The organism is Rhodococcus sp. S3, assembly GCF_058211795.1.
Map to the genome: position 1 here is coordinate 3,247,197 of NZ_CM177074.1, position 19,712 is coordinate 3,266,908.

Annotated in this window: 18 protein-coding genes and 1 pseudogene; 4 read left to right on the forward strand and 15 right to left on the reverse strand. The window is 68.4% G+C overall.

Going from position 1 to position 19,712, the window contains the following annotated elements; genetic code table 11:
* Nucleotides 1-7: 7 nt before the first annotated feature.
* A complete protein-coding gene (locus tag AC0LPE_RS15205) occupies nt 8-421 on the reverse strand; it encodes an ArsR/SmtB family transcription factor (protein ID WP_132476083.1) in 414 nt (137 codons plus the stop codon).
* A gap of 53 nt (nt 422-474) precedes the next feature.
* Here AC0LPE_RS15205 and AC0LPE_RS15210 point away from each other — a divergent pair, with 53 nt between their 5' ends.
* From AC0LPE_RS15210 to arsA, 3 genes are read left to right on the forward strand one after another with little or no spacing between them, the layout of a single operon-like run.
* On the forward strand, nt 475-897 hold the full coding sequence (locus AC0LPE_RS15210; RefSeq protein ID WP_132476081.1) for an arsenate-mycothiol transferase ArsC: 423 nt from the start codon (nt 475-477) through the stop codon (nt 895-897).
* 58 nt (nt 898-955) lie between these two features.
* Entirely contained in the window at nt 956-1,348 is a 393-nt protein-coding gene (gene arsD / locus AC0LPE_RS15215; protein WP_064063745.1) for an arsenite efflux transporter metallochaperone ArsD, read from the forward strand.
* Nucleotides 1,349-1,405: 57 nt separating this feature from the next.
* Entirely contained in the window at nt 1,406-3,202 is a 1,797-nt protein-coding gene (gene arsA, locus AC0LPE_RS15220) for an arsenical pump-driving ATPase (RefSeq protein ID WP_169687517.1), read from the forward strand.
* A 70-nt stretch (nt 3,203-3,272) separates the two neighbouring features.
* Here arsA and AC0LPE_RS15225 read toward each other — a convergent pair whose 3' ends face one another.
* The 10 genes and pseudogenes from AC0LPE_RS15225 to AC0LPE_RS15270 all read right to left on the reverse strand — a co-directional run bounded on the left by AC0LPE_RS15225 (nt 3,273) and on the right by AC0LPE_RS15270 (nt 13,970).
* Entirely contained in the window at nt 3,273-3,620 is a 348-nt protein-coding gene (locus AC0LPE_RS15225) for a DUF3703 domain-containing protein (RefSeq protein ID WP_054720545.1), read from the reverse strand.
* A 10-nt stretch (nt 3,621-3,630) separates the two neighbouring features.
* Entirely contained in the window at nt 3,631-5,595 is a 1,965-nt protein-coding gene (locus AC0LPE_RS15230) for a heavy metal translocating P-type ATPase (protein WP_169687516.1), read from the reverse strand.
* Nucleotides 5,592-5,957 (reverse strand): ArsR/SmtB family transcription factor, encoded by a 366-nt coding sequence (locus AC0LPE_RS15235; RefSeq protein ID WP_169687515.1) that lies wholly within the window; start codon nt 5,955-5,957, stop codon nt 5,592-5,594. The genes AC0LPE_RS15230 and AC0LPE_RS15235 overlap by 4 nt, the downstream gene beginning before the upstream one ends.
* Before the next feature lie 148 nt (nt 5,958-6,105).
* On the reverse strand, nt 6,106-6,972 hold the full coding sequence (locus tag AC0LPE_RS15240) for a TniQ family protein (protein ID WP_072738915.1): 867 nt from the start codon (nt 6,970-6,972) through the stop codon (nt 6,106-6,108).
* A 46-nt stretch (nt 6,973-7,018) separates the two neighbouring features.
* Nucleotides 7,019-8,083, reverse strand: coding sequence for an ATP-binding protein (locus AC0LPE_RS15245; RefSeq protein ID WP_059384188.1), 1,065 nt, complete (start codon nt 8,081-8,083; stop codon nt 7,019-7,021).
* Nucleotides 8,080-10,134 carry a TnsB C-terminal domain-containing protein gene (locus tag AC0LPE_RS15250; RefSeq protein ID WP_490604767.1) on the reverse strand — a complete coding sequence of 685 codons (2,055 nt, stop codon included), beginning with the start codon at nt 10,132-10,134 and terminating at the stop codon, nt 8,080-8,082. Before AC0LPE_RS15250 ends, AC0LPE_RS15245 begins: the two co-directional genes overlap by 4 nt.
* Nucleotides 10,131-10,820: a TnsA-like heteromeric transposase endonuclease subunit gene (locus tag AC0LPE_RS15255; protein ID WP_226435562.1), complete on the reverse strand. Its 690-nt coding sequence runs from the start codon at nt 10,818-10,820 to the stop codon at nt 10,131-10,133. Before AC0LPE_RS15255 ends, AC0LPE_RS15250 begins: the two co-directional genes overlap by 4 nt.
* 140 nt (nt 10,821-10,960) lie before the next feature.
* A pseudogene (locus tag AC0LPE_RS15260) lies at nt 10,961-11,371 on the reverse strand (transglutaminase N-terminal domain-containing protein); the annotation flags it as partial.
* On the reverse strand, nt 11,368-12,342 hold the full coding sequence (locus tag AC0LPE_RS15265) for an alpha-E domain-containing protein (protein WP_490604768.1): 975 nt from the start codon (nt 12,340-12,342) through the stop codon (nt 11,368-11,370). The pseudogene AC0LPE_RS15260 and the gene AC0LPE_RS15265, both read right to left, overlap by 4 nt.
* Nucleotides 12,342-13,970, reverse strand: a complete 1,629-nt coding sequence (locus AC0LPE_RS15270; RefSeq protein ID WP_016694092.1) for a circularly permuted type 2 ATP-grasp protein — start codon at nt 13,968-13,970, stop codon at nt 12,342-12,344. Before AC0LPE_RS15270 ends, AC0LPE_RS15265 begins: the two co-directional genes overlap by 1 nt.
* A 202-nt stretch (nt 13,971-14,172) precedes the next feature.
* Here AC0LPE_RS15270 and rpsT point away from each other — a divergent pair, with 202 nt between their 5' ends.
* Nucleotides 14,173-14,433 (forward strand): 30S ribosomal protein S20, encoded by a 261-nt coding sequence (gene rpsT / locus AC0LPE_RS15275; protein WP_006554505.1) that lies wholly within the window; start codon nt 14,173-14,175, stop codon nt 14,431-14,433.
* 126 nt (nt 14,434-14,559) lie between these two features.
* Here rpsT and holA read toward each other — a convergent pair whose 3' ends face one another.
* The 4 genes from holA to AC0LPE_RS15295 form a co-directional block, all read right to left on the reverse strand.
* Nucleotides 14,560-15,531 carry a DNA polymerase III subunit delta gene (holA, locus tag AC0LPE_RS15280; protein WP_016694091.1) on the reverse strand — a complete coding sequence of 324 codons (972 nt, stop codon included), beginning with the start codon at nt 15,529-15,531 and terminating at the stop codon, nt 14,560-14,562.
* Nucleotides 15,528-17,888: a DNA internalization-related competence protein ComEC/Rec2 gene (locus tag AC0LPE_RS15285; protein WP_490604769.1), complete on the reverse strand. Its 2,361-nt coding sequence runs from the start codon at nt 17,886-17,888 to the stop codon at nt 15,528-15,530. Before AC0LPE_RS15285 ends, holA begins: the two co-directional genes overlap by 4 nt.
* A complete protein-coding gene (locus tag AC0LPE_RS15290) occupies nt 17,885-18,724 on the reverse strand; it encodes a ComEA family DNA-binding protein (protein ID WP_423660204.1) in 840 nt (279 codons plus the stop codon). The genes AC0LPE_RS15285 and AC0LPE_RS15290 overlap by 4 nt, the downstream gene beginning before the upstream one ends.
* A 145-nt stretch (nt 18,725-18,869) precedes the next feature.
* Nucleotides 18,870-19,709 carry a DegV family protein gene (locus AC0LPE_RS15295; protein WP_088897197.1) on the reverse strand — a complete coding sequence of 280 codons (840 nt, stop codon included), beginning with the start codon at nt 19,707-19,709 and terminating at the stop codon, nt 18,870-18,872.
* Between the last annotated feature and the right edge of the window lie 3 nt (nt 19,710-19,712).

Here is a 19,712-nt window from a genome sequence, read left to right on the forward strand (position 1 = left end):
GTGGTGGTCACGAGACGATCTCCTGAAGGGCTTCAGTCGGGGCGCAGGTGCAGGTGCAGGCCGATCCGGGCAGGACCCCGGATTCGGTGGCGAGCACCGCGGACAGTTGCTCGAGGGCGGCGGGGATCACCCGGTAGTACACCCAGGTGCCGCGGCGCTCACAGTCGAGAAGTCCGGCTTCGCGCAGCACCTTGAGGTGGTGCGAGATGGTCGGTTGCGACAGGTCGAACGCGGGGCTGATGTCGCACACACAGCTCTCCCCGCCCTGGTGGCTGGCGATCATGCTGAGCATGCGCAGCCGCACCGGATCACCGAGGGCCTTGAACATGCGGGCCAGGTCGGTGGCCCAATCCGAGGTCAGGGGCTCACGGGCGAGCGGCGGGCAGCACGGTTCGGCCTCACTCGACAGCTGATTCGACATGCGTCTATATTGACTGTTATCAATCCAGTCGTCAAACGGGAAGGGACCTCCACGTGCCCACTGCTTCGGTGCTGTTCGTGTGTGTGAAGAACGGCGGAAAATCCCAGATGGCCGCAGCGTTGATGCGCAAGACAGCCGGCGACCGCGTCACCGTCCATTCGGCCGGTACCGCCCCAGGGGCGTCCCTTAATGCTCTGTCGGTGCAGGTCCTCCACGAGGTAGGCGCCTCCATCGACGGTGAGCGCCCCAAGCCGATCGATCCGCAACTCCTCACCGAAGTCGACCTGGTGGTCACCCTCGGCGGCGAAGCCCACGTCGATGCGCCCGCCGGGGTGGTCGTCGAGAACTGGGACACCGATGAGCCGTCCGAGCGCGGCATCGACGGCATCGAGCGGATGCGCCTGGTGCGCGATGACATCGCTGTCCGCGTCGAGGAGCTCGCTACCCGGCTGCTTTCCGACGCCGACGCCCGATAACCGAGTTCGTCCCGGAAACTCTGTTCGCCCTCGAGCACTGAAGGAATACCTGATACCTATGAGCACCATCGCAGTCTTCGAACCGGCCCTGTGCTGCAACACCGGCGTGTGCGGCGAGGACCTCGACCAGAACCTGGTCACCTTCACCGCCGACATGGCCGCGCTGACCGAGCAGGGCGCCGCCATCACCCGCCACAACCTGGCCAACGACCCGCTCGCGTTCGCCCACAACGAGACCGTCAAGAAATTCCTCGAACTCGCCGGATCGGACGGGCTGCCGCTCGTGCTCGTCGACGACGTCACCGTCGCTACCGGGCGCTACCCGACCCGCACCGAGCTCGCCACCTGGGCCGGCCTCGAGGTACCCGCGCCGCCGTCCGGGGTGACCATGCTCGGGCTCGCGGACGACAGCGACTCCTGCTGCACCCCGGGCGAGTCCACCTGCTGCTGACCATGTAGATCCGCACCCCGCCCGCCGATACCCATCCGACGAGGAGTACCTGCTTTCATGGCTGCCGCCGACCCGACGTTTCTGACCGACCCGCCCCGGTTCGTGTTCTTCACCGGTAAAGGTGGGGTCGGTAAGACCTCCATCGCGTGCGCGTCAGCGGTGCGCCTGGCCCGGGCCGGAAAGAAGGTGCTGCTCGTCTCGACCGACCCCGCCTCCAATGTCGGGCAGGTCTTCGGTCTGAGCATCGGCAACACGATCACCGAGGTCCCCGCGGCGGCGGGGCTCTGCGCGCTCGAGATCGACCCCGAGGAGGCCGCCGCCGCCTACCGCGAACGCATCGTCGGTCCCGTCCGCGGGTTGTTGCCCGCAGCGGAGATCGCGTCGATCACCGAGCAGTTGTCCGGCTCGTGCACCACCGAAGTCGCGTCGTTCGACGAATTCACTTCTCTGCTCACCGATCCCGACGACCGGGTCGCCGGGTTCGATCACGTGCTGTTCGACACCGCCCCCACCGGCCATACCATCCGGCTGCTGCAACTGCCCGGTAACTGGACCGAATTCCTCGACCACGGCAAGGGCGACGCGTCCTGCCTCGGTCCGCTGGCCGGGCTCGACAAGCAGAAAGCCATGTACGCCGGCGCGGTCGAGGCGTTGTCGGATCCCGGCCGTACCCGCCTGGTGCTCGTGGCACGCGCGAACCGTGCCGCTCTGGCCGAGATCGCCCGCACCCACAGCGAACTCGCCGCGATCGGCATGACGAGACAGCATGTGGTCGTCAACGGCGTGCTGCCCGACCCGGCCGATGACACCGACCCGCTGGCTACCGCCGTGTACCAGCGTGAGCAGGCAGCATTGGCGGGTCGCGGCGCCGCGATCGTCGCGCTGCCCACCGATCTGGTGGAGCTCAAGCCGGTCAACATGGTCGGTCTCGATGCTTTGAGCACCCTGTTCGACACCACCACCACCACCGCTGTGAGTGTCGACGACACCGAACCGGGTGTCGCCGCGGTCGCCGATGCTTCACTGGCGGATCTGGTCGATGCGATCGAGGCTGATGGCCACGGGCTGGTGATGTGCATGGGCAAAGGTGGAGTCGGCAAGACCACCATTGCCGCCGCGATCGCGGTGGCGCTGGCCCGCCGTGGTCATGACGTGCACCTGACCACCACCGACCCCGCCGCACATCTGACCGACACTCTCGCCGGGGAACTCGATCACCTCGAGGTCTCCCGCATCGATCCGCACGAGGCGAGCGAGACCTACCGCAACCGGGTCCTGGCCACCAAGGGCGCCGAACTCGACGACGCCGGCCGCGCCACCCTCGCCGAAGATCTGCAGTCCCCGTGCACCGAGGAAGTCGCGGTGTTCCAGGCCTTTTCGAAGGTCATCCACGAATCACGCCGCAAGTTCGTCGTCGTCGATACCGCCCCGACCGGGCATACTCTGCTGTTGCTCGATGCGACCGGCTCGTATCACCGGGAGATCGCCCGGCAGATGGGCGATGGCGGGCGCTTCATCACCCCGCTGATGCGGCTGCAGGACCCGGCGCAGACCAAGATTGTGCTGGTCACTCTTGCCGAGACCACCCCGGTGCTCGAGGCGGCCGGTTTGCAGGATGATCTGCGGCGCGCTGGTATCGAGCCGTGGGGGTGGGTGGTCAACAATTCCCTGGCCGCGGCGGCGCCCACCGCGCCGCTGCTGCGGCAGCGAGCGGTTGCCGAACTCGAGCAGATCGACACGGTCCGGGACGAACTCGCCAATCGGTGCGCGGTGATTCCGCTGGCCGTCAGCGAACCGGTCGGAATCACCGCGTTGGGACAGCTGGCCGAACGGCATCCGGCACCGGTGCGTTGATCCGCCAGCACCGGGCCGGGTCGTCCACTCATGTCGTTCGTGTGAGACATGCCTGAAGCCACGATTCGGATCACGCTGTGCCAGTGAGGACGTCGGTCAGATCGGCGGGAATCGGCATGGGGGTCATCAACCCTGCAGCGACGCGGCCGGTGTTGCCTTCGGGGTAACCCCCGAGCGCGGAACCGGGGGCAGCAACCATGATCCGGATGATCTGCCCAAGGGCTTCGCGACGGTCGCGTTGACGCACCGCGAGACCGAGCATGGCGAGGTGATTGCGAGTGTGCGGCCACGGGTAGGGCTGCGACAGGATGTGCGCGCGTTCGAGATGGGTCCACCGCTCGGCTGCAGTGTGAGTGTGTCGAGCGGCGGTCATCTCCGCGGCATACCAGGCTCGGACAGTTGCAGGCATTGGACTCATGGAAGGCCCTTCAGGAAGAAAAGGATTCTCGTACCCCAGGATTCGACGCAGGTGCCGCCGATCCGGAGATTGTCAGGGGGCGAGCGCGTCCGGCGCGGACCCCGTTGGCGATCACGATGATCTCGGCGACCTCGTGAACCAGGACAACCGCCGCCAGGCCGAGTACCCCGAACAGCGCCAGCGGCATCAGGACGGTGATGATCGCCAGCGAGAGGCCGACGTTCTGCAACATGATCGTCCGTGACCGCCGGGCATGCTGCAGGGCTTGCGGCAGGTGCCGCAGGTCCTCACCCATCAAAGCGACGTCGGCGGTCTCGATGGCCACGTCGGTGCCCATCGCGCCCATCGCGATCCCCAGATCGGCGGTCGCCAAGGCGGGGGCGTCGTTGACACCGTCGCCGACCATCGCCGTCGGCCGCGTCTTGCGGAGGGTGTGCACGATGCGGGCCTTGTCCTCCGGACGCAGGTCCGCGTGCACCTCGTCGATACCGACGTCGGCGGCCAACGCGCGTGCGGTGCGCTCGTTGTCGCCGGTGAGCATCGCCACGGTGTAACCGTCGCGGCGTAGCCCAGCAACCACGTCGCGGGCCTCGGGGCGCAGTTCGTCGCGCACCGAGATCGCCCCGATCAGGGTGCCGCCGCGTTCGATGAGCACCGCGGTGGCTCCGGCGTGCTGCATCCGCTCGATATCGGCGGCGAGGGGGCCGGGGTCGATCCACCCCGGCCGGCCCAGACGGGCGGGGGTGCCGTCGAGGTGTCCGGTCAGTCCGGCGCCGGGGACCGCATCGACGTCCTCGGCTGGTGTGTAGTCGTCGACGGCGGCGAGGATCGCTGTGGCGAGGGGGTGTTCGCTGCGGGCCTCGAGTGCGGCGGCGACGTTCATGACGTCGGCGCGGGTGGCGTCGCCGGTGGTGGCGACGTCGATGACCTCGGGTCGGTTGCGGGTCAGGGTGCCGGTCTTGTCCAGCGCGACGGTGCGGATACGGCCCAACGCTTCGAGGGCGGCCCCGCCCTTGACCAGGACACCGAGCTTGGAGGCGGCGCCGATCGCGGCGACCACGGTCACCGGGATCGCGATGGCCAGCGCACACGGGGACGCGGCAACCAGCACCACCAGGGCGCGTTCGATCCACACCAGCGGATCACCGAACACGCTGCCGATCGCGGCAATCAGCGCCGCGGCGACCATCACCCCCGGGACCAGGGGTGTGGCGATCTTGTCGGCCAGACGTTGGGCCTCGCCCTTGCGGGACTGCTCGGCCTCGACGATCTTCACGATCTTGGCCAGCGAGTTGTCCTCCGCCCGGGCGGTGACCTCGACCTCGAGCACTCCGGTGCCGTTGATCGAGCCGGCGAACACCTCGGCGCCCGGTCCGGCCTCGACCGGGACCGATTCCCCCGTGATTGCGGAGGTGTCCAGGGCGGTGCGCCCGGTGCGGATGGTGCCGTCGGTGGCGAGCCGCTCCCCGGGTTTGACGATCATGATCTCCCCGAGCACCAACTCCGCTGGGGGAACGGTCTGTTCGCGGCCACCGCGCAGGACGGTGGCGGTGTCCGGGACCAGATTCAGCAGGGCGCGCAGGCCGCGGCGGGTGCGGGCGACCGCGTACTCTTCGAGACCCTCGCTGATGGCGAACAGGAAGGCGAGCATCGCGGCTTCGCCGACCTCGCCGAGCAACACGGCGCCGACTGCGGCGATCGTCATCAAGGTGCCGACCCCGATCTTGCCGCGGGCCAGACGCATCAATGTGGCGGGGACGAAGGTGTAGCCGGCGACGATCAGCGCCACCGCTTCGAGGCCCGTTCCGAGAGCATCGGGCCCACCGGTCACGTGGACGGTCAGGGCTGCGATCAGCAGGAGGCCCGCGATGGCGGCGGCTCGGATCTCGGTGACCTGCCACCACTTGTCGGGCTCGTGGTCGTCCTCGCCCTCGGGGCGGGGTTCGTCGGGGCCGCAGCCGCACGCGTCACTCATGGCTTTTCTCCGGTGTCGCTGCCGTAGTTGGGGCACAGCGCGACGGCGTTGCCGGTGGCGGCGAGCAGGGTTTCGGCCGAGGCGAGCAGGTCGAGCAATTCCGGTCGGGTCAGCGAGTAGAACACCTGCCGGCCCTGCGGGCGGCCTTGCACCAGGCCGCAGTCCCGCAGGCATGCCACGTGCGCCGACACTGTCGATTGCGCCAATCCCAGCTCGCCGACCAGGTCCGCTACTCGGGATTCCCCGGCGGCGAGGCGGCGCACGATGGCCAGGCGGGTGCCGTCGGAGAGACTGTGGAACAACGCTGCTGCAGAGTCGAGACTTTCACCGAAGCAGGTCGTCGCTCGCTCATTCATCGTCATAAAACGATGATATTGAGGAAACATGATTAATCAAGCGGAGGGAGCGGGACAACGCGCGTTCTACTCCGCCAGTGCGGACTCCGACAACGGTCGCGAATGATGACGGCTGGCGGATTCTCGGACCGGCTCGTCACGACTCAAGGGACGTTCACAGACTGGCCGGCTGGCTCCCAGCCTGGAACGGCCAACGGGTCGCATGCCAGTTCTGCCTCGCGGGAGGATCGCCTTGCTCAGACTGTCCAGGCCGGTCGCCAGGTCCTCGCACGGGAGAGCCGATCGTGTCGACGAATCGACGGCACAGCTCGTCGAGCACCTCGGTGATGGGCATGTCGGTGGTGCCGTAGCGCAACTGTCGGCTCGGCTGAAGGTCGGCGAGGGCAGCGAACTCGATCAGATTCTGCTGGGCATGACACAGCTTCGCCGGTGCAGCGAGGACAGCAGCGTCACGCAGGTCGTATCGGCAGAACGGTCTCACACGCCCCGGGCGTTGCGGTTCGCGAGCATGGCGCTGCGGGCACTGCCACGGCGGGGCCAGAGCGCTCATCCACGCCGTTCCTGTCCACGGCACCTGACCGCAGCCTTCGCATGTCGACTGCAGATACACCTGGTGGCGTACACAGAGCGGCAGCAGCGGATTGGCCCAGCCTGCATGCCACCACGGATCGGGTTCGGCCAGGCATCGGGCACAGAAACGCGATCCTCCCCGGTCGGGCCGAATGTGGCGGTGGTGCACCAGGTACCGTGCCGCGGCGGCATCGATCGGCCGGCCCCACAGGGCGGCGCGCAGGTCACCGGCAGGGACACCGAGGTGAGCGGCGATCCACCGAGCGTGCAGGCTCAGGTGCTCGAGAACGAGGTGATATCCGGTCGGGCTCCGCGGCACACGGAGCTCGCGCAAAATCTGGATCGGGGTCAGTTGGTAGCGACAGCCGACGCGCATCAGCCAGCCCGGCAGATACTCGGCGGGATGTAGTTGCACGGTGATCGGCCACCGGTCGACTCTTATCGTGGCCATAGTGGTTCCCCAACCACTGAGCCGGCCAGGGCGGGACCAGCCGGTATCAGCCGGTGCGGGCGGCGGATTCGCTGGCATTGTCGACGGTCGCGGTCGTAATCAACTCAGCAGTGACGGCTTCGACGCCGGTGACGATCGCGAGATACGAGATCCGGTCGAGCAGATTCGTCAACGACGCGATCCGCCCCTGGGTGCGGCGGTGCAGCAGCCGAGCATGCTCGCACAGCATCCCGTCATGGCTGCCGGCGAGGGTGAGGTGTTCTTCGGCGGTGCGCAGCAGCGCGAGCCAGCCGCGCATCCCGGTGTCGGTGTCGATGCTGAACGGGGCAACCGGGCAGCGGGTGGCGCGGCGGCTGGTCTGGGCGTAGACGGTGTGCTCGCCGAGCAGGCCTTCGTCGAAGAAGCGTTTGGCGGTCAGATTCACCCCGACGTAAATGAAGGTAGCGGCCATGTCGTTGGCCAAACCCTTGAGATGGTTCGATACCTCCAGGCCGTTGCGGTGCCGGAAGTCGACGAAGTGCAGATCGTCGAGCACGATCAACCGGGTACCGCAGGAGGTGACACAGTCCACCGCCAAGGCCCCGAGTTTCGAGGTGGAGGCACGGTCCACGGCCGGATGGCCGTAGAACCGCAGGATCTGCTGATTGAGGCCTTTGAGGGTGACCCCGGCGCTGAGCGGGATGAACGCCACCGGCCACCGTTGATGCCCCTCCACGGTGAGGGGTCCGTCGCGGCGCAGAACTCGCCGGTGGACGTCGCGGGCATAGCGGGTGGCGATGGTGGTCTTGCCGAGGCCGGGTTCGGCGTCGATGACCACCGAGCCGCGCAGCTTGTCGCCGTCCCGATACGCCGAGGCCATCACCTGATCGCAGATCCCGTAGGCGGCGGCGAGTTGGCTGGTCTTGATCGTCGGCAGGTTCGCGTTCCACACCATCCGGGCTTCGTTGTAGTCCTCGAGCTCCTCCTGCGACAGTCGGGACATCGCGGTGCGGGAGAGGACCTCGAACGGTTCACGCGGTGGGGCGGTGACGAAGGCGTGCCAGCCCTGTTTGCGGGAGAGCTGGTAGCGGACAGTGCCATACGTTGCCAGCCAGGTGGCCCAGGGGTTCATTCGTCGAACACCTCGAACACGTCTTCGTCGGGATGCTCCGCGTAGTACCGGTCGAATACGTCGACGTCGTCGACCACCTCCAACCGTTGAGTTCGACTGGTGGCGAGTTCGTCGAGCAGCTCGGCGACGCCCGGCACGGACGCAGTGTCGCGTTCGTCGTCGATACCGGACTGCTGTCCTTCGGTTTCCGGATGCGGGCGGTGGGCACTGAGTCGGCGGGCCAGGGCGCGGTCGCGGCGTGTCGCGACGTCGTCTCGGCTCCACGCGAGCAGCAGATCCCGTACCGCGGCGGCGGGATCGAAGTGGCGATGCTCGCGCACGGCGATGCGTTTGGCGTAGTCGGCGGCGTCCCTGCTGAACGGCTGGTTCAGGCAAGCGCCGTGCTCCCACACCAACTGATGCCAACGGTGGCTGTCCGGGTCCTGGAACCAGGCGTGCCGGATGTCGTGATTGTCGACGAAGATCGGCCACTTACCGGCGTGCACACCGCCATACGGCGAACGGGTGGTGCGATACAAGGTGAGCCCGGATCCGTCGTAACGCAGTCCGTCGACCTCGACGCCGTAGTGCTGGATCGTACGCCAACGCACATCGAGGAACTCATACGCCAGATCCGGATTCGCCGGCAACAGCAGACCACCCGATTTGGCGACCCCGATCTCGAACATCTCGCTCGGCGAAAACCCCACCCGCGGCAGTTCCGGCACGCACAGCCCGTCATGTCGGGTGTGGTGATAGACCCGGCCCACCCATTCCCGGATGATCTGCTCGAGTTCGCTGGCGTAGTAGAACGCGGCGTCTTCGACGTCTTTGCCCCGTGAGTACACGTCCGGGCCCTTGTAGGCGGGCAGGTGCTGTAGCAGTGATTCGCGCAGGGTGCGGAAGAAGCGTTCGACGGTGGGTTTGTCGGTGGGCTTGTGCGGGATCGCCGGCTGAACGGTGATACCCAGTCGGGCGCAGACTCCGATCACATGAGAGGACAGGTACTGCTTGCCGTGATCGACGACGATCGCCTCGGGCAGACATGCCGGTAGATCCCCGACGCGTCGCTGGGAGATCCCGTCCGGGGTTTCGGTGCCGACGAGCAGGTTTCGCGGCACCCCGTGATACGGCCAGAGTTGATCCGCAGTCGGGTCGGTGTCGCGGGCGGGAGTGATGCACTGGTACAGCACATTCGCCACGTCCTGGGACCGCGTCGATAGCGGTGTCAGGCGCAGTCCGAGGATGCAGCGGGTGAACAGGTCCATCGCCACGGTCAACTCCACCCCAACCCAGCGCATGGTGACCGGTTCCATCGCGAACACATCCAGCGCGGTGGTATCGAGCACCACGTACTCCCCCGGACGGGTCGCGCGCAGTCGGCCGAGGACACCGCGGGGCCGGTCCGCCACCGACCGCCGGCCTTTCGCGCTACCGAACGCGTGCCGCCCCTTCGACAAGGTCTTCACCCGCCGGTATGCCGTGCTCAGGGAGGGCAACGGCACCATGCCCGGCCCGAATTCTGCTTCCAGGTCCTTGGCAACGGCATCGATGACCGCGCCGATCGTCGGGGTCGAGACGGTGACGTACCTATCGAGCACCCGCACACATGCTGCGTCCCACCGGTGATCGACACTGGTGGCGTAGCGGCTACGGATCCGACTGTCCGTGAGTCCGGCAACTCCTGCCGCGCGGTATCCGGCGATCCAGCGGTACAGGGTGCGCACAGAGACGTGAAGTTCCGCCGCTCTGGTGGCCAACACCGATTCGAGTTCGGCGCCGGAGGTCGCAACCTCGGTCAGGATGCCGCGGACGTGTTCGGCTCGTGTTTCCAGTTCCTGAATCTGGGTTGCGGTCAGCGAGGAGAGCACTACGGCAGCAGGGTCAGCGGAGGCGGTGTCGTCCGGCGGTGAGATCGCTGTTCCCCGTGCCGCGATCTCGGTGACCGCGACACGCTGCATCCGCTCTCCGGACCGGAGGGTGACATCGTGTCCCTGCAGCGCCACGACTTCCCATGAGCAGCCGTCGAGCCAGACCTTGATTCCTGCACGTAGTTCGACGATGTTGGTCACGGCGTGCTCCTTACACCGGACACCTGCGACTGTCCGGACAGCGGCACCGTCAGGTCCACCGACCACAGACCGGACCACAGCTTCGCCAGCACCGCGATTCGCGAGCCGGGCCTGTTCACCGATGCGGCGAGGTCGTCGAGGGTCATCCCGGGCACTGCGACGCTGTCGAGTGCCCTCATCACCGCGGGGTCGATCCACTCGCTACGACGAGCGCCCCCGAGGATTCGGAGGTTCGCCAGCACTACTGGGTTTGCACCGGTCCACACTTCATACGACCAGCCCCGACTCGAACACAGTCGTTCGGTCCAGGCGAACACCTGCGCAACTGCGTCGCGACGGGCGAACTCGGCGGGTTTGACGTCGACGACCGTGAATCCGCCGTCTGTGCGTTGGAGCAGCAGATCGGGCGCATGCCGACGCATGGTCTTCCCGTCCGGGCCGCACAGCCACATCGGCTGTGCGGCGATCCGCACCACTTCCGGTGCGTAGTCCGCCAGCCACAACCGGTCCAGTTCGAGTCGGCTCTCGTAGAGGACGTGGCCACGGTTGGTGGCCGACCAGAACATCCCGGAATAGTGGCGCTGATGGGGGTGACTGCGGACTTTCCGTACCGGCAGGCCCAGGATCATCCGATAGGGATCTGCCGCAGCGAGGGTCGTCGCGACAGGATCACCTGATTCCTGCACGTACCTGACCTCAACCTCGCTGGTCCGGGGCACTTTTTCAGGGTCCCGCTACTGACACGAATTTGAGAAACCGACACGCCGCTGACAGGCGACTGACATGAAATTGAGAAACTGACACCGAATCCGAGAACCTACACGACCGGTTCGAGTCCGCGGGCGAGTTCGCGGGCCGTCGCCTCGAGTTCCGGATCGGTGGGCACGTACGCGCTGGGGGCCAGCACCTCGTCGTACCGGTCCCGGGTGCGCTGATCGGTGATGACGTCCCAGCCCGCGGGCTCGTCGGGCGGGCGGACCGGTTCGGTCTCGACCACCGAGTGTCCGACGACCTCGAGCGAGGTGTGCGGGGCGTGCAGGTCGAAGGCCGTCACAGCACTGCCCCAGTAGTCGGTGTACCGGTAGGAGCGTGTGGCCGGGGTGGTCTCGACGCGGTTGAGCACCACCGTCTGACGGCCGTCCGAGCGCGGCGTGAGTCGGGCCTCGTTGTACGAGGCGGTGACCGGACCGTCGTACTCGTACCCGGTCTTGTGCACCACACGCATCCGCCAGCTCACAGTTCTCCCTCCAGAATCGACATGTCCGCGCCGGCGTCCCGTGCGGAGACCCACGCGACCCACGGGGCCGCGTGGAAGTACTGCAGCGCGATGGCCTCGCCGGCCGTGCGGCACAGCTCCTGCAACGACGACAGCCGCGTCGCGAGTTCGTCGAGCAGCACACCCGGACCGATGAATTCGAGTTCGCTGCGGGCGCGCCCGAGCAGACGCTGCGCCTCGTCGCGTGCCCCGAACCGGTAGTCGCCGTGGTCGTCGAGTTCGGCGAGGCACTGTTCGGCCTGCTTGAGCGCGAAGAACACCGAGCGGGGGAACAGCCGGTCGAGCATCATGAACTCGACGATGCAACCGGCGTCGAGCGCTCCGCGGTAGGTGCGCAGGTAGGTGTCGTATCCACCGGCGGAACGCAGCACGGTCGCCCAGCTCGGGGACGTCGGGCCGTCCCCCGCGCGGGAGAGCAACTGCCGCACGGTCATGTCGACGCGTTCGATCGACCTGCCGAGCAGCAGGAAGCGGTATCCGTCGTCGCGGCACATGGTGCTGTCGGCCAGGCCCGCGAACATCGCGGCACGGTGTTCGACGTACCGGAAGAACTCGTGGGGCCCGAGCCGTTTGGCCGCGCGTTCGCGTTCGGCGAGGCCGTTGTAGGTGGTGTTGAGGCACTCCCACATCTCGGTGGAGGTGACTTCACGTGCGCCGCGCGCGTTCTCCCGCGCGTAGCCGATGGTGTCGAGGATCGACCCGGCGCCGTCCCGGCCGAAGGCCACGATCTCGGTGACGGTGCGTACATCGAGTCTGCCCTCGGGCTCGGTGAATCCGAGCACGCGCAGCAGCCGGCGGCAGGTGCGGTCGGGGTCGACGGTCGAGTCCTCGAGCAGCTGGTGCACTGCCACGTCCATGATCCGGGCGGTGTCGTCGGCGCGTTCGACGTATCGGCCGATCCAGAACAAGGATTCCGCGTTCCGTGCGAGCATCAGCGGTCCCTTCCGCTCTGTTGTTGCTGTTGTTGTTGCTGCTGCGAGGTGGTGAGTTCCGGGCCGTGCTCGGACCGGTTCACGTCCTCGCGCTCCGCCACGACGCCCTCGCCGCCCAGTTCGGCTGCGGTGTCGGAGGTCTCGGCGAGCACCCAGGTGTCCTTGCTGCCGCCGCCCTGACTGGAGTTGACGACGAGCGACCCTTCGGGCAGCGCGACCCGGGTGAGACCACCGGGGAGAACCCACACGTCCTCGCCGTTGTTGACGGCGAACGGACGCAGGTCGACGTGACGCGGAGCGAGCGCATCTCCCGCGCGCGTCGGCACCGTGGACAACTGCACGACCGGTTGTGCGATCCAGCTGCGCGGGTCCTCGCGGATCTTGCCGATCATCTCGTCCAGCTCGGCGCGCGAGGCGTCGGGACCGAACAGGATGCCGTAACCGCCGGAGCCCTCGACGGGCTTGAGGACGAGTTCGTCGATGCGGTCGAGAACCTCCTCGCGTTCGGCGTCGAGCCAGCACCGCAGGGTGTCGACGTTGGGCAGCAACGGCTTCTCACCGAGGTAGTAGTCGATGATCTCGGGCACGTAGGTGTAGACGAGCTTGTCGTCACCCACGCCGTTGCCGACGGCGCTGGAGATGACGACGTTGCCGGCCCGAGCGGCGTTGACGAGTCCCGCGACGCCGAGCACCGAGTCGGGGCGGAAGTGCATCGGGTCGAGATAGTCGTCGTCGATCCGCCGGTAGATGACGTCGACCTGCCGTTCGCCCTCCGTGGTGCGCATGTAGACGACGTTGTCGCGACAGAACAGGTCGCGTCCCTCGACGAGTTCGACGCCCATCTGCCGCGCCAGCAGCGAATGTTCGAAGTACGCGGAGTTGGCGATACCCGGGGTGAGCACCACGACGTTGGGGTCTGCGGCGTTCGGGGCGGCGGACGCGCGCAGGGCCCGGAGCAGGTGCAGGGCGTAGTCCCCGACCGGTCGCACCTTGTGCTGGGCGAACAGATCGGGTGCGACGCGGGCCATGGCCCGGCGGTTCTCCATGACGTAGGAGACGCCGGAGGGCGAGCGCAGGTTGTCCTCGAGGACGCGGAAGGTGCCGTTCTCGTCGCGGATCAGGTCGATGCCCGCGACGTGGATGCGCACCCCGTTGGGCGGGACGATGCCCGAGGCCTGGCGGTGGAAGTGCTGACACGAGGTCACCAGGCGCCGGGGAAGGACCCGGTCGCGCAGGATGCGCTGCTCGCCGTAGACGTCGGCGAGGAACAGTTCGAGGGCGCGCACCCGCTGCCTGATTCCGCGTTCGAGTTCGGACCATTCGGCGGCGGCGATCACCCGCGGGACCATGTCCAGCGGGAAGGGCCGTTCCTGTCCGGACAGCGAGAAGGTCACACCCTGGTTGGTGAACGCGCGGCCGAGCGCCTCGGTGCGGGCTGCGAGGTCGTCGACGCCCTTGGACGAGAGGGTTTCGAAGAGCCGTCGGTAGGGTTCGCGGACCTGTCCGTCCGCGTCGAACATCTCGTCGTAGGCGGTGGGGTCGCCGGATCCGGGGTAGCCCGCGAACACGTCGGTGCCGGCGCGTCCGGGGGCGGGTCCGCCCTGCTCGAGGGGGGTCGTGCTGATCATGCCGAAATCGTTCTACATGCCGGGGCAGGTGACCTCGGACGAAACGAAGTCGTTTCATGCACGAAACATTAGACTCGGTAACGAGGGTGATCCGACCACCGGTTTGGGCTTTGTGATCCGTTCTTGGTAACCTTGTCCATCGGTGCTCAGATGCACCCAGAGCTTTCCTACCAGCTACCAGCAAGACGACAGGATTTTACGCGTGGCCAACATCAAGTCCCAGGTGAAGCGGATTCGCACCAACGAGCGCAACCGACTCCGGAATCAGTCGGTGAAGTCGTCGCTTCGTACGGCGATCCGTTCGTTCCGCGAGGCTGCGGCCGCCGGCGACAAGGACAAGGTCAACGAGCTCCTCGTCGCCACCAGCCGTCAGCTCGACAAGGCTGCCAGCAAGGGTGTCATCCACCCCAACCAGGCCGCCAACAAGAAGTCTGCTCTCGCGAAGCTTGCCAACAAGCTCTGAGTTCATCGCTCCGAGGTAGTAGACGCAGGCTCTGCTTCACGAAGGCCGTCCCCCGCCGGGGACGGCCTTCGTGGCATTGAACGGCAGACATGACGCCGCCCCGGAAGCGGGATCGACGCGGACGGCTCAGGCCGCCAGTTCGGAGATGACCCGCACGGCGTGCTCGAGAGCGTAGTCCGGATCGGCCGCCGCTCCCTTGACGTCGGCATTGAGCGCAGCGACCACCGTGAGTGCGGTCCCGATCGACGCCGGCGCCCATGTGCGCGCCTGCGCCTGCGCCTTCTTCACCTTCCACGGCGGCATACCGAGCGACGACGCGAGGGAGAACGGGTCGCCGCGACCGGCGGAACCGACCCGGGCGATGGTGTGCACGGCGTCGGCGAGGGCATCGGCGAGCAGCACATGGGCGACACCGCGGTGCATCGCCCACCGTAGTGCTTCGAGCGCACCGGCCGTGTCGCCGGCCACGGCCTTCTCGGCCACGTCGAATCCCGACACCTCGGCTTTGCCCGAGTAGTAACGCCGCACGGCCGCAGCGTCGATCTTGCCGCCGGTGTCGGCCACGAGCTGGCTGCACGCAGCGGCGAGTTCGCGCAGGTCGGATCCCACCGCTTCGATGACGAGCTGTTCGACGTCGCCCGAGACCCGCACGCCCGCGGCCTGGAACTCCTTGTGGACGAACGTTCGCACCCACGCAGCCTTCTCCCCCGCCTTCGCGGGAGCGGCACACATGTGTTCCTCGGCGCCGCACTTGCGCAGGGCGGGCACCATCGCCTTGGTGCGACCGCCACCGCTGTGGAGGATCACCAGCGTCACGCCCGGAGGCGGATCGCCGGCGACGTCGAGGATCAGCGCCGCGGCGTCCTTCCCGGCGTCGGCCGTGGATTCGAGGATCACGATGCGTTCTTCTGCAAACAGCGACGGGCTGAGCAGCTCGGCAAGTTCGGGCACACCCGCGTCGCCGGCGCGCAGCCGGGAGACGGGGAGGTCACCGGGAGTTCCGCTGCGCGTGCGGACATCGGACACGATCTGCGCGACGGCACGGTCGACGAGCAGTTCTTCCTCACCGAGGACCAGATGCAGGGACGCGTCGCTCACGGTTCGATCGTGCCACGCACGTCCGACACCACCGCGAGCGCCCCGGAACCGGCACGGACCACTGCGACGTCGCCGTGCAGGTCGGTCCGCAACACCCGCGCCCCCATTCCGGCCAGGGCGGACACGATCTCGGGATGCGGATGCCCGAACAGGTTGTCGCGCCCGGCGCTGACGAGGGCGACGCTCGGCCGCACGGCGGTGAGGAACCGGGCAGGAGTGGTGCGCGAGCCGTGGTGCGGCACCTTCAACACGTCCGCACGCACGTCGATGCCCGACCGCACGAGTGCGTCGAGCGCGGCCTCCTCCGCGTCGCCCGGCAGCAGGATCCGCCCCACGACAGTATCGACCACCAGGACGAGGGAGTCGTCGTTCTCGGAACCGCCCGTCCCGCGTGCGGCCGGTCCCACCACCCGGATCTCGAGATCGCCTGCGCGCAGGACCGCACCGGCGGCCACTTCCCGCACGACGACACCGCTCTCGATCGCGGGGTCGAGAACGTCCGCCGCGTCGTCACTCGCAGCGCCCGGCCCGACCACGACCGCCTCGACCGAGCGCCCGCCGAGCACACCACGGATTCCGCCCGCGTGGTCGGCGTGCAGGTGCGACACGACGAGCAGCGCGACACCGCGGATCCGCAACCGGCGCAAGCACCGATCGACGGGTTCCGGCTCGGGCCCGGTGTCGACGACGACCGCGCGTCCGTCCCCCGTCGCCAATACCAGTGCATCGCCCTGGCCGACATCGCATGCGACGAGGACCCATTCGGCTCCGGGCCAGCCCGGCCGCAGCATCCGCACCGGAAGCCACACCGCCGCGACGGCCACCGCGATCACGAGAGCCGTGATCCGCACCCGCCGGTGACGAGCCACCGACGACACCACGACGACCAGTACGGCCGCGACGAGTGCCCCCGCCGGTCCGTCCGGCACCTCGAACTCTGCCGACGGCATCGAGGCCGCCCGGTCGGCCACCGAGATCAGCCACCACAGGAAGGGCCCGGTGCCGCGTGCGAGCATCTCCCCCGCCCACGGGACGACGAAAGCGGCTACCGCGACGAGCGAGCCGAGGACCGTCAGTGGCGCGAGTACCGGGGCGACGAGGACATTGGCCGCGACCGACACGACGCTCACCGTCCCGCTCACCGCCGCGACGAGAGGTGCGGTCGCCGCGAACGCGACCAGCGACATCGCCATGACTTCCGCGACGGGACGCGGCCACCCGCGATCCACGAGTCGGGTCACGACCGGTGGCGCGGCGACGATGAGCGCCGCCGTCGCGGACACCGACAGCGCGAACCCGACGTCGACGGCGAGGTCGGGCACGAGCACGAGCAGCACGCCCACCGCGGTGCACAGTGCGGGAAGTGCCTGTCGCTCACGACCCGTCACGAATGCCAGCAGCCCGATCGATCCCATCGCCGCCGCGCGCACCACACTCGCCGACGGACGGACCACGACGATGAAGGCGACGAGAGCCGTTGCGGCGAGGACGGTCCCGGAACGCGGGCCGAGTCCCGCCGCGCGCACGAGCAGCAGCACCGCGCCGAGGACGATGCTGACGTTGGCTCCGGACACGGCGGTCAGGTGCGTCAGTCCGGCCACCCGGAAGTCCTCGCGCACCTCGTCGGTGAGCGCGGTGGTGTCGCCCACCACGAGACCGGGCAACAGTCCGGCCCGATCAGCGGGAAGCACGGCGGAACTCACCTGCGTGAGTCGGTCGCGCACCGTGCCCGCCCACTGCTGCCACATCGGTGGCGGGCCGAGGGCCGTGGGCGCGTTCTCCGCGCGGAGCACCGCCACCGTGGTGCCCGGCCCGGTGTGCGGCGCGACCCGCACCCGTGTGGTGACCGACTGTCCGGGCAGGAGATCTCCCCACGAGTCGGCCGGCGCGAACACGACCACCGATCCCCCGGTGTCCATGGATCGTCCACCGACCGTCACCTGCTCGAGCCGTGCCGGAATGCGTACCCGGGGCGTGTCGTCGAAGGCCGCGGACCGGATGCGCCGCGGGTCGTCCGTGGGGACGAGAACGACACCGGCCCACGCTCCCCTTTCCGCTGCGGAGGCGATCGGGTGCTGGTCGGCGGCCCACATCCGGAGACCGGCAGCCGGCCCGAATCCCGCGACGACGGCCAGTGCGGCGAGGAGGATCCGTGCACCTCCGCGAGGGATACGCCCGGTCGCGACGAGACGGACCGTCACGGCGCATCCGACGACGGCCGCGACCGCCACGACGGTGACGATCCGCCATCCCGTGTACAACCCGAGAAGCGTCACGCCCCACGCGGCCAACGCGCACGGCACCAACCTGGCGTCGAGAACCGTTGCGGAATCGGACCTGTCGTTGCGGACGGTCACACCGTCACCAGTTCACGCAGCCTGGCCAGTCGCGCCGGTCCGATCCCGTCGACCTCACCGAGTTGTTCGACGTCCGTGAACGGTCCGTTGGTGTCGCGCCACGACACGATCGCCGCGGCCGTCACGGGACCGACTCCCGGCAGCGCGTCGAGCGCGGTCTCGTCGGCGGTGTTGAGGTCCACCAGCCCGCCTTCCTCCGGTGGAGCATCGCCCGGTGCCTGCACCCCGACGATTCCACTGGCCTGCGGAACAGGTTGGGGCGGGGCGATTCCCACGACGATCTGATCACCGTCGGCGACCCGCCGGGCCAGATTCAGGCCGATGAGGTCGGCGCCGTCGACGGTACCGCCGGCCGCGTCGAGCGCGTCGGCCACACGGGACCCTGCCGGCAGCCGCACGAGTCCGGGCCGTGTCACCGCGCCCACGACGCTGACGACGAACTCGGCGGAATCCGGCTGTGCCGTGTCCGTCTCCTTCGTGGCGGACGGCTCTGCGGTGTCCACGACTTCGACCCGTGGCAGCGGCGGTACCGGTTCGGGGACCGGCCGGTCGCGCCACACGACGACGAGAGCCACTGCGGCGGCGAGCACTCCGATCGCGGCGAGAGCTGCGGTTCCCCGTCGTCCCGTGTCCCATCGCGCGGCGGTCAGCCGATCGACGAATCGTTCCCGGCCGGGACCGCTGTGGAGGGGTTCGTCGCCGTCGTCGGGATCCGCCCAGGGGTGGTCGTCGGTCGATGTGTCTTCGGTCCAGGGCGGTTCCGCGGGCATCGCCGAGGAACGCGTGATTGCGCCGAGGCGGGTGCGCGCGAGATCACGGTGGTCACTGCTCGCCATGCCGCGACGCTAACCGCGTCCGCGAACGCCGGATTCGGTGTCGGCGCCGATCCGGCCCAGGTTGTGGATGACCAGCACCCCTGTGGATGAATGCCCGGATCGGGCCTCCACCGGCATGATCCGGGCCGGGAGGTGGTGTAGGTGGTCAGTCCTCGGTGGTACCGGTCGCCGCGGAGGCGACGACCACACCGACCGCGCCCGGCCCGACGTGCGCGCCGAGAACCGCGTCGAGTTCGGACACGACGATCTCGGTACCCTCCGGAAGGCGCTGCGCGAGCTGATCGGCGAGGCTGCGGGCCCGCTCGGGTGCCTCGCGGTGGTGTACCGCGACGAGCGGTTCGTCGCCGACATCGGCTGCGGCTCCGTCGACGAGTTTGGCCATCGCCTTGGTCATCGTGCGGGTCTTCTCCCGCAGGACGAGCTTGCCGTCGGAGATGTGCAGCACGGGTTTCATCGCGAGCGCGGTACCCAACAGCGCTGTGGCCGTGCCGATCCGGCCGCCGCGACGCAGGTGGTCGAGCCGGTCGACGACGAGTAGGGTCCGGGCGGACGCCGCGACCTCCACGGCCCGGTCGTACACCCGCGCCAGATCGGCTCCGGCCCGGGCGGCGCGCACCGCTTCGAGAACGGCGAAACCCGAACCCATGGCGGTGTTCCGCGAATCGACGAGCCGGATCCGGTCGCCCAGCGATTCTGCGGCGTGCCGGGCGGCGTCCCACGTCCCGGACAGCACACGCGAGAGGTGCACGGCGACGACGCCGTCTCCCCCGCTGGCCTCGAGCGCCTCGGTGTAGGCGTCGGTCAGTTCGGCGGGCGACGGCCCGGAGGTGGTCACGGTCGACAGGTCGTCCGGCAACTCGTCGACGCCCTCGCGGAGGTCGCGTCCGCCCGCGATGATGTGCAGTGGCACAACACGGATGTCGTACCGACGGACCAGTTCGGGGTCGATACAACTCGACGAATCTGTGACGACGACGACGGACACGAC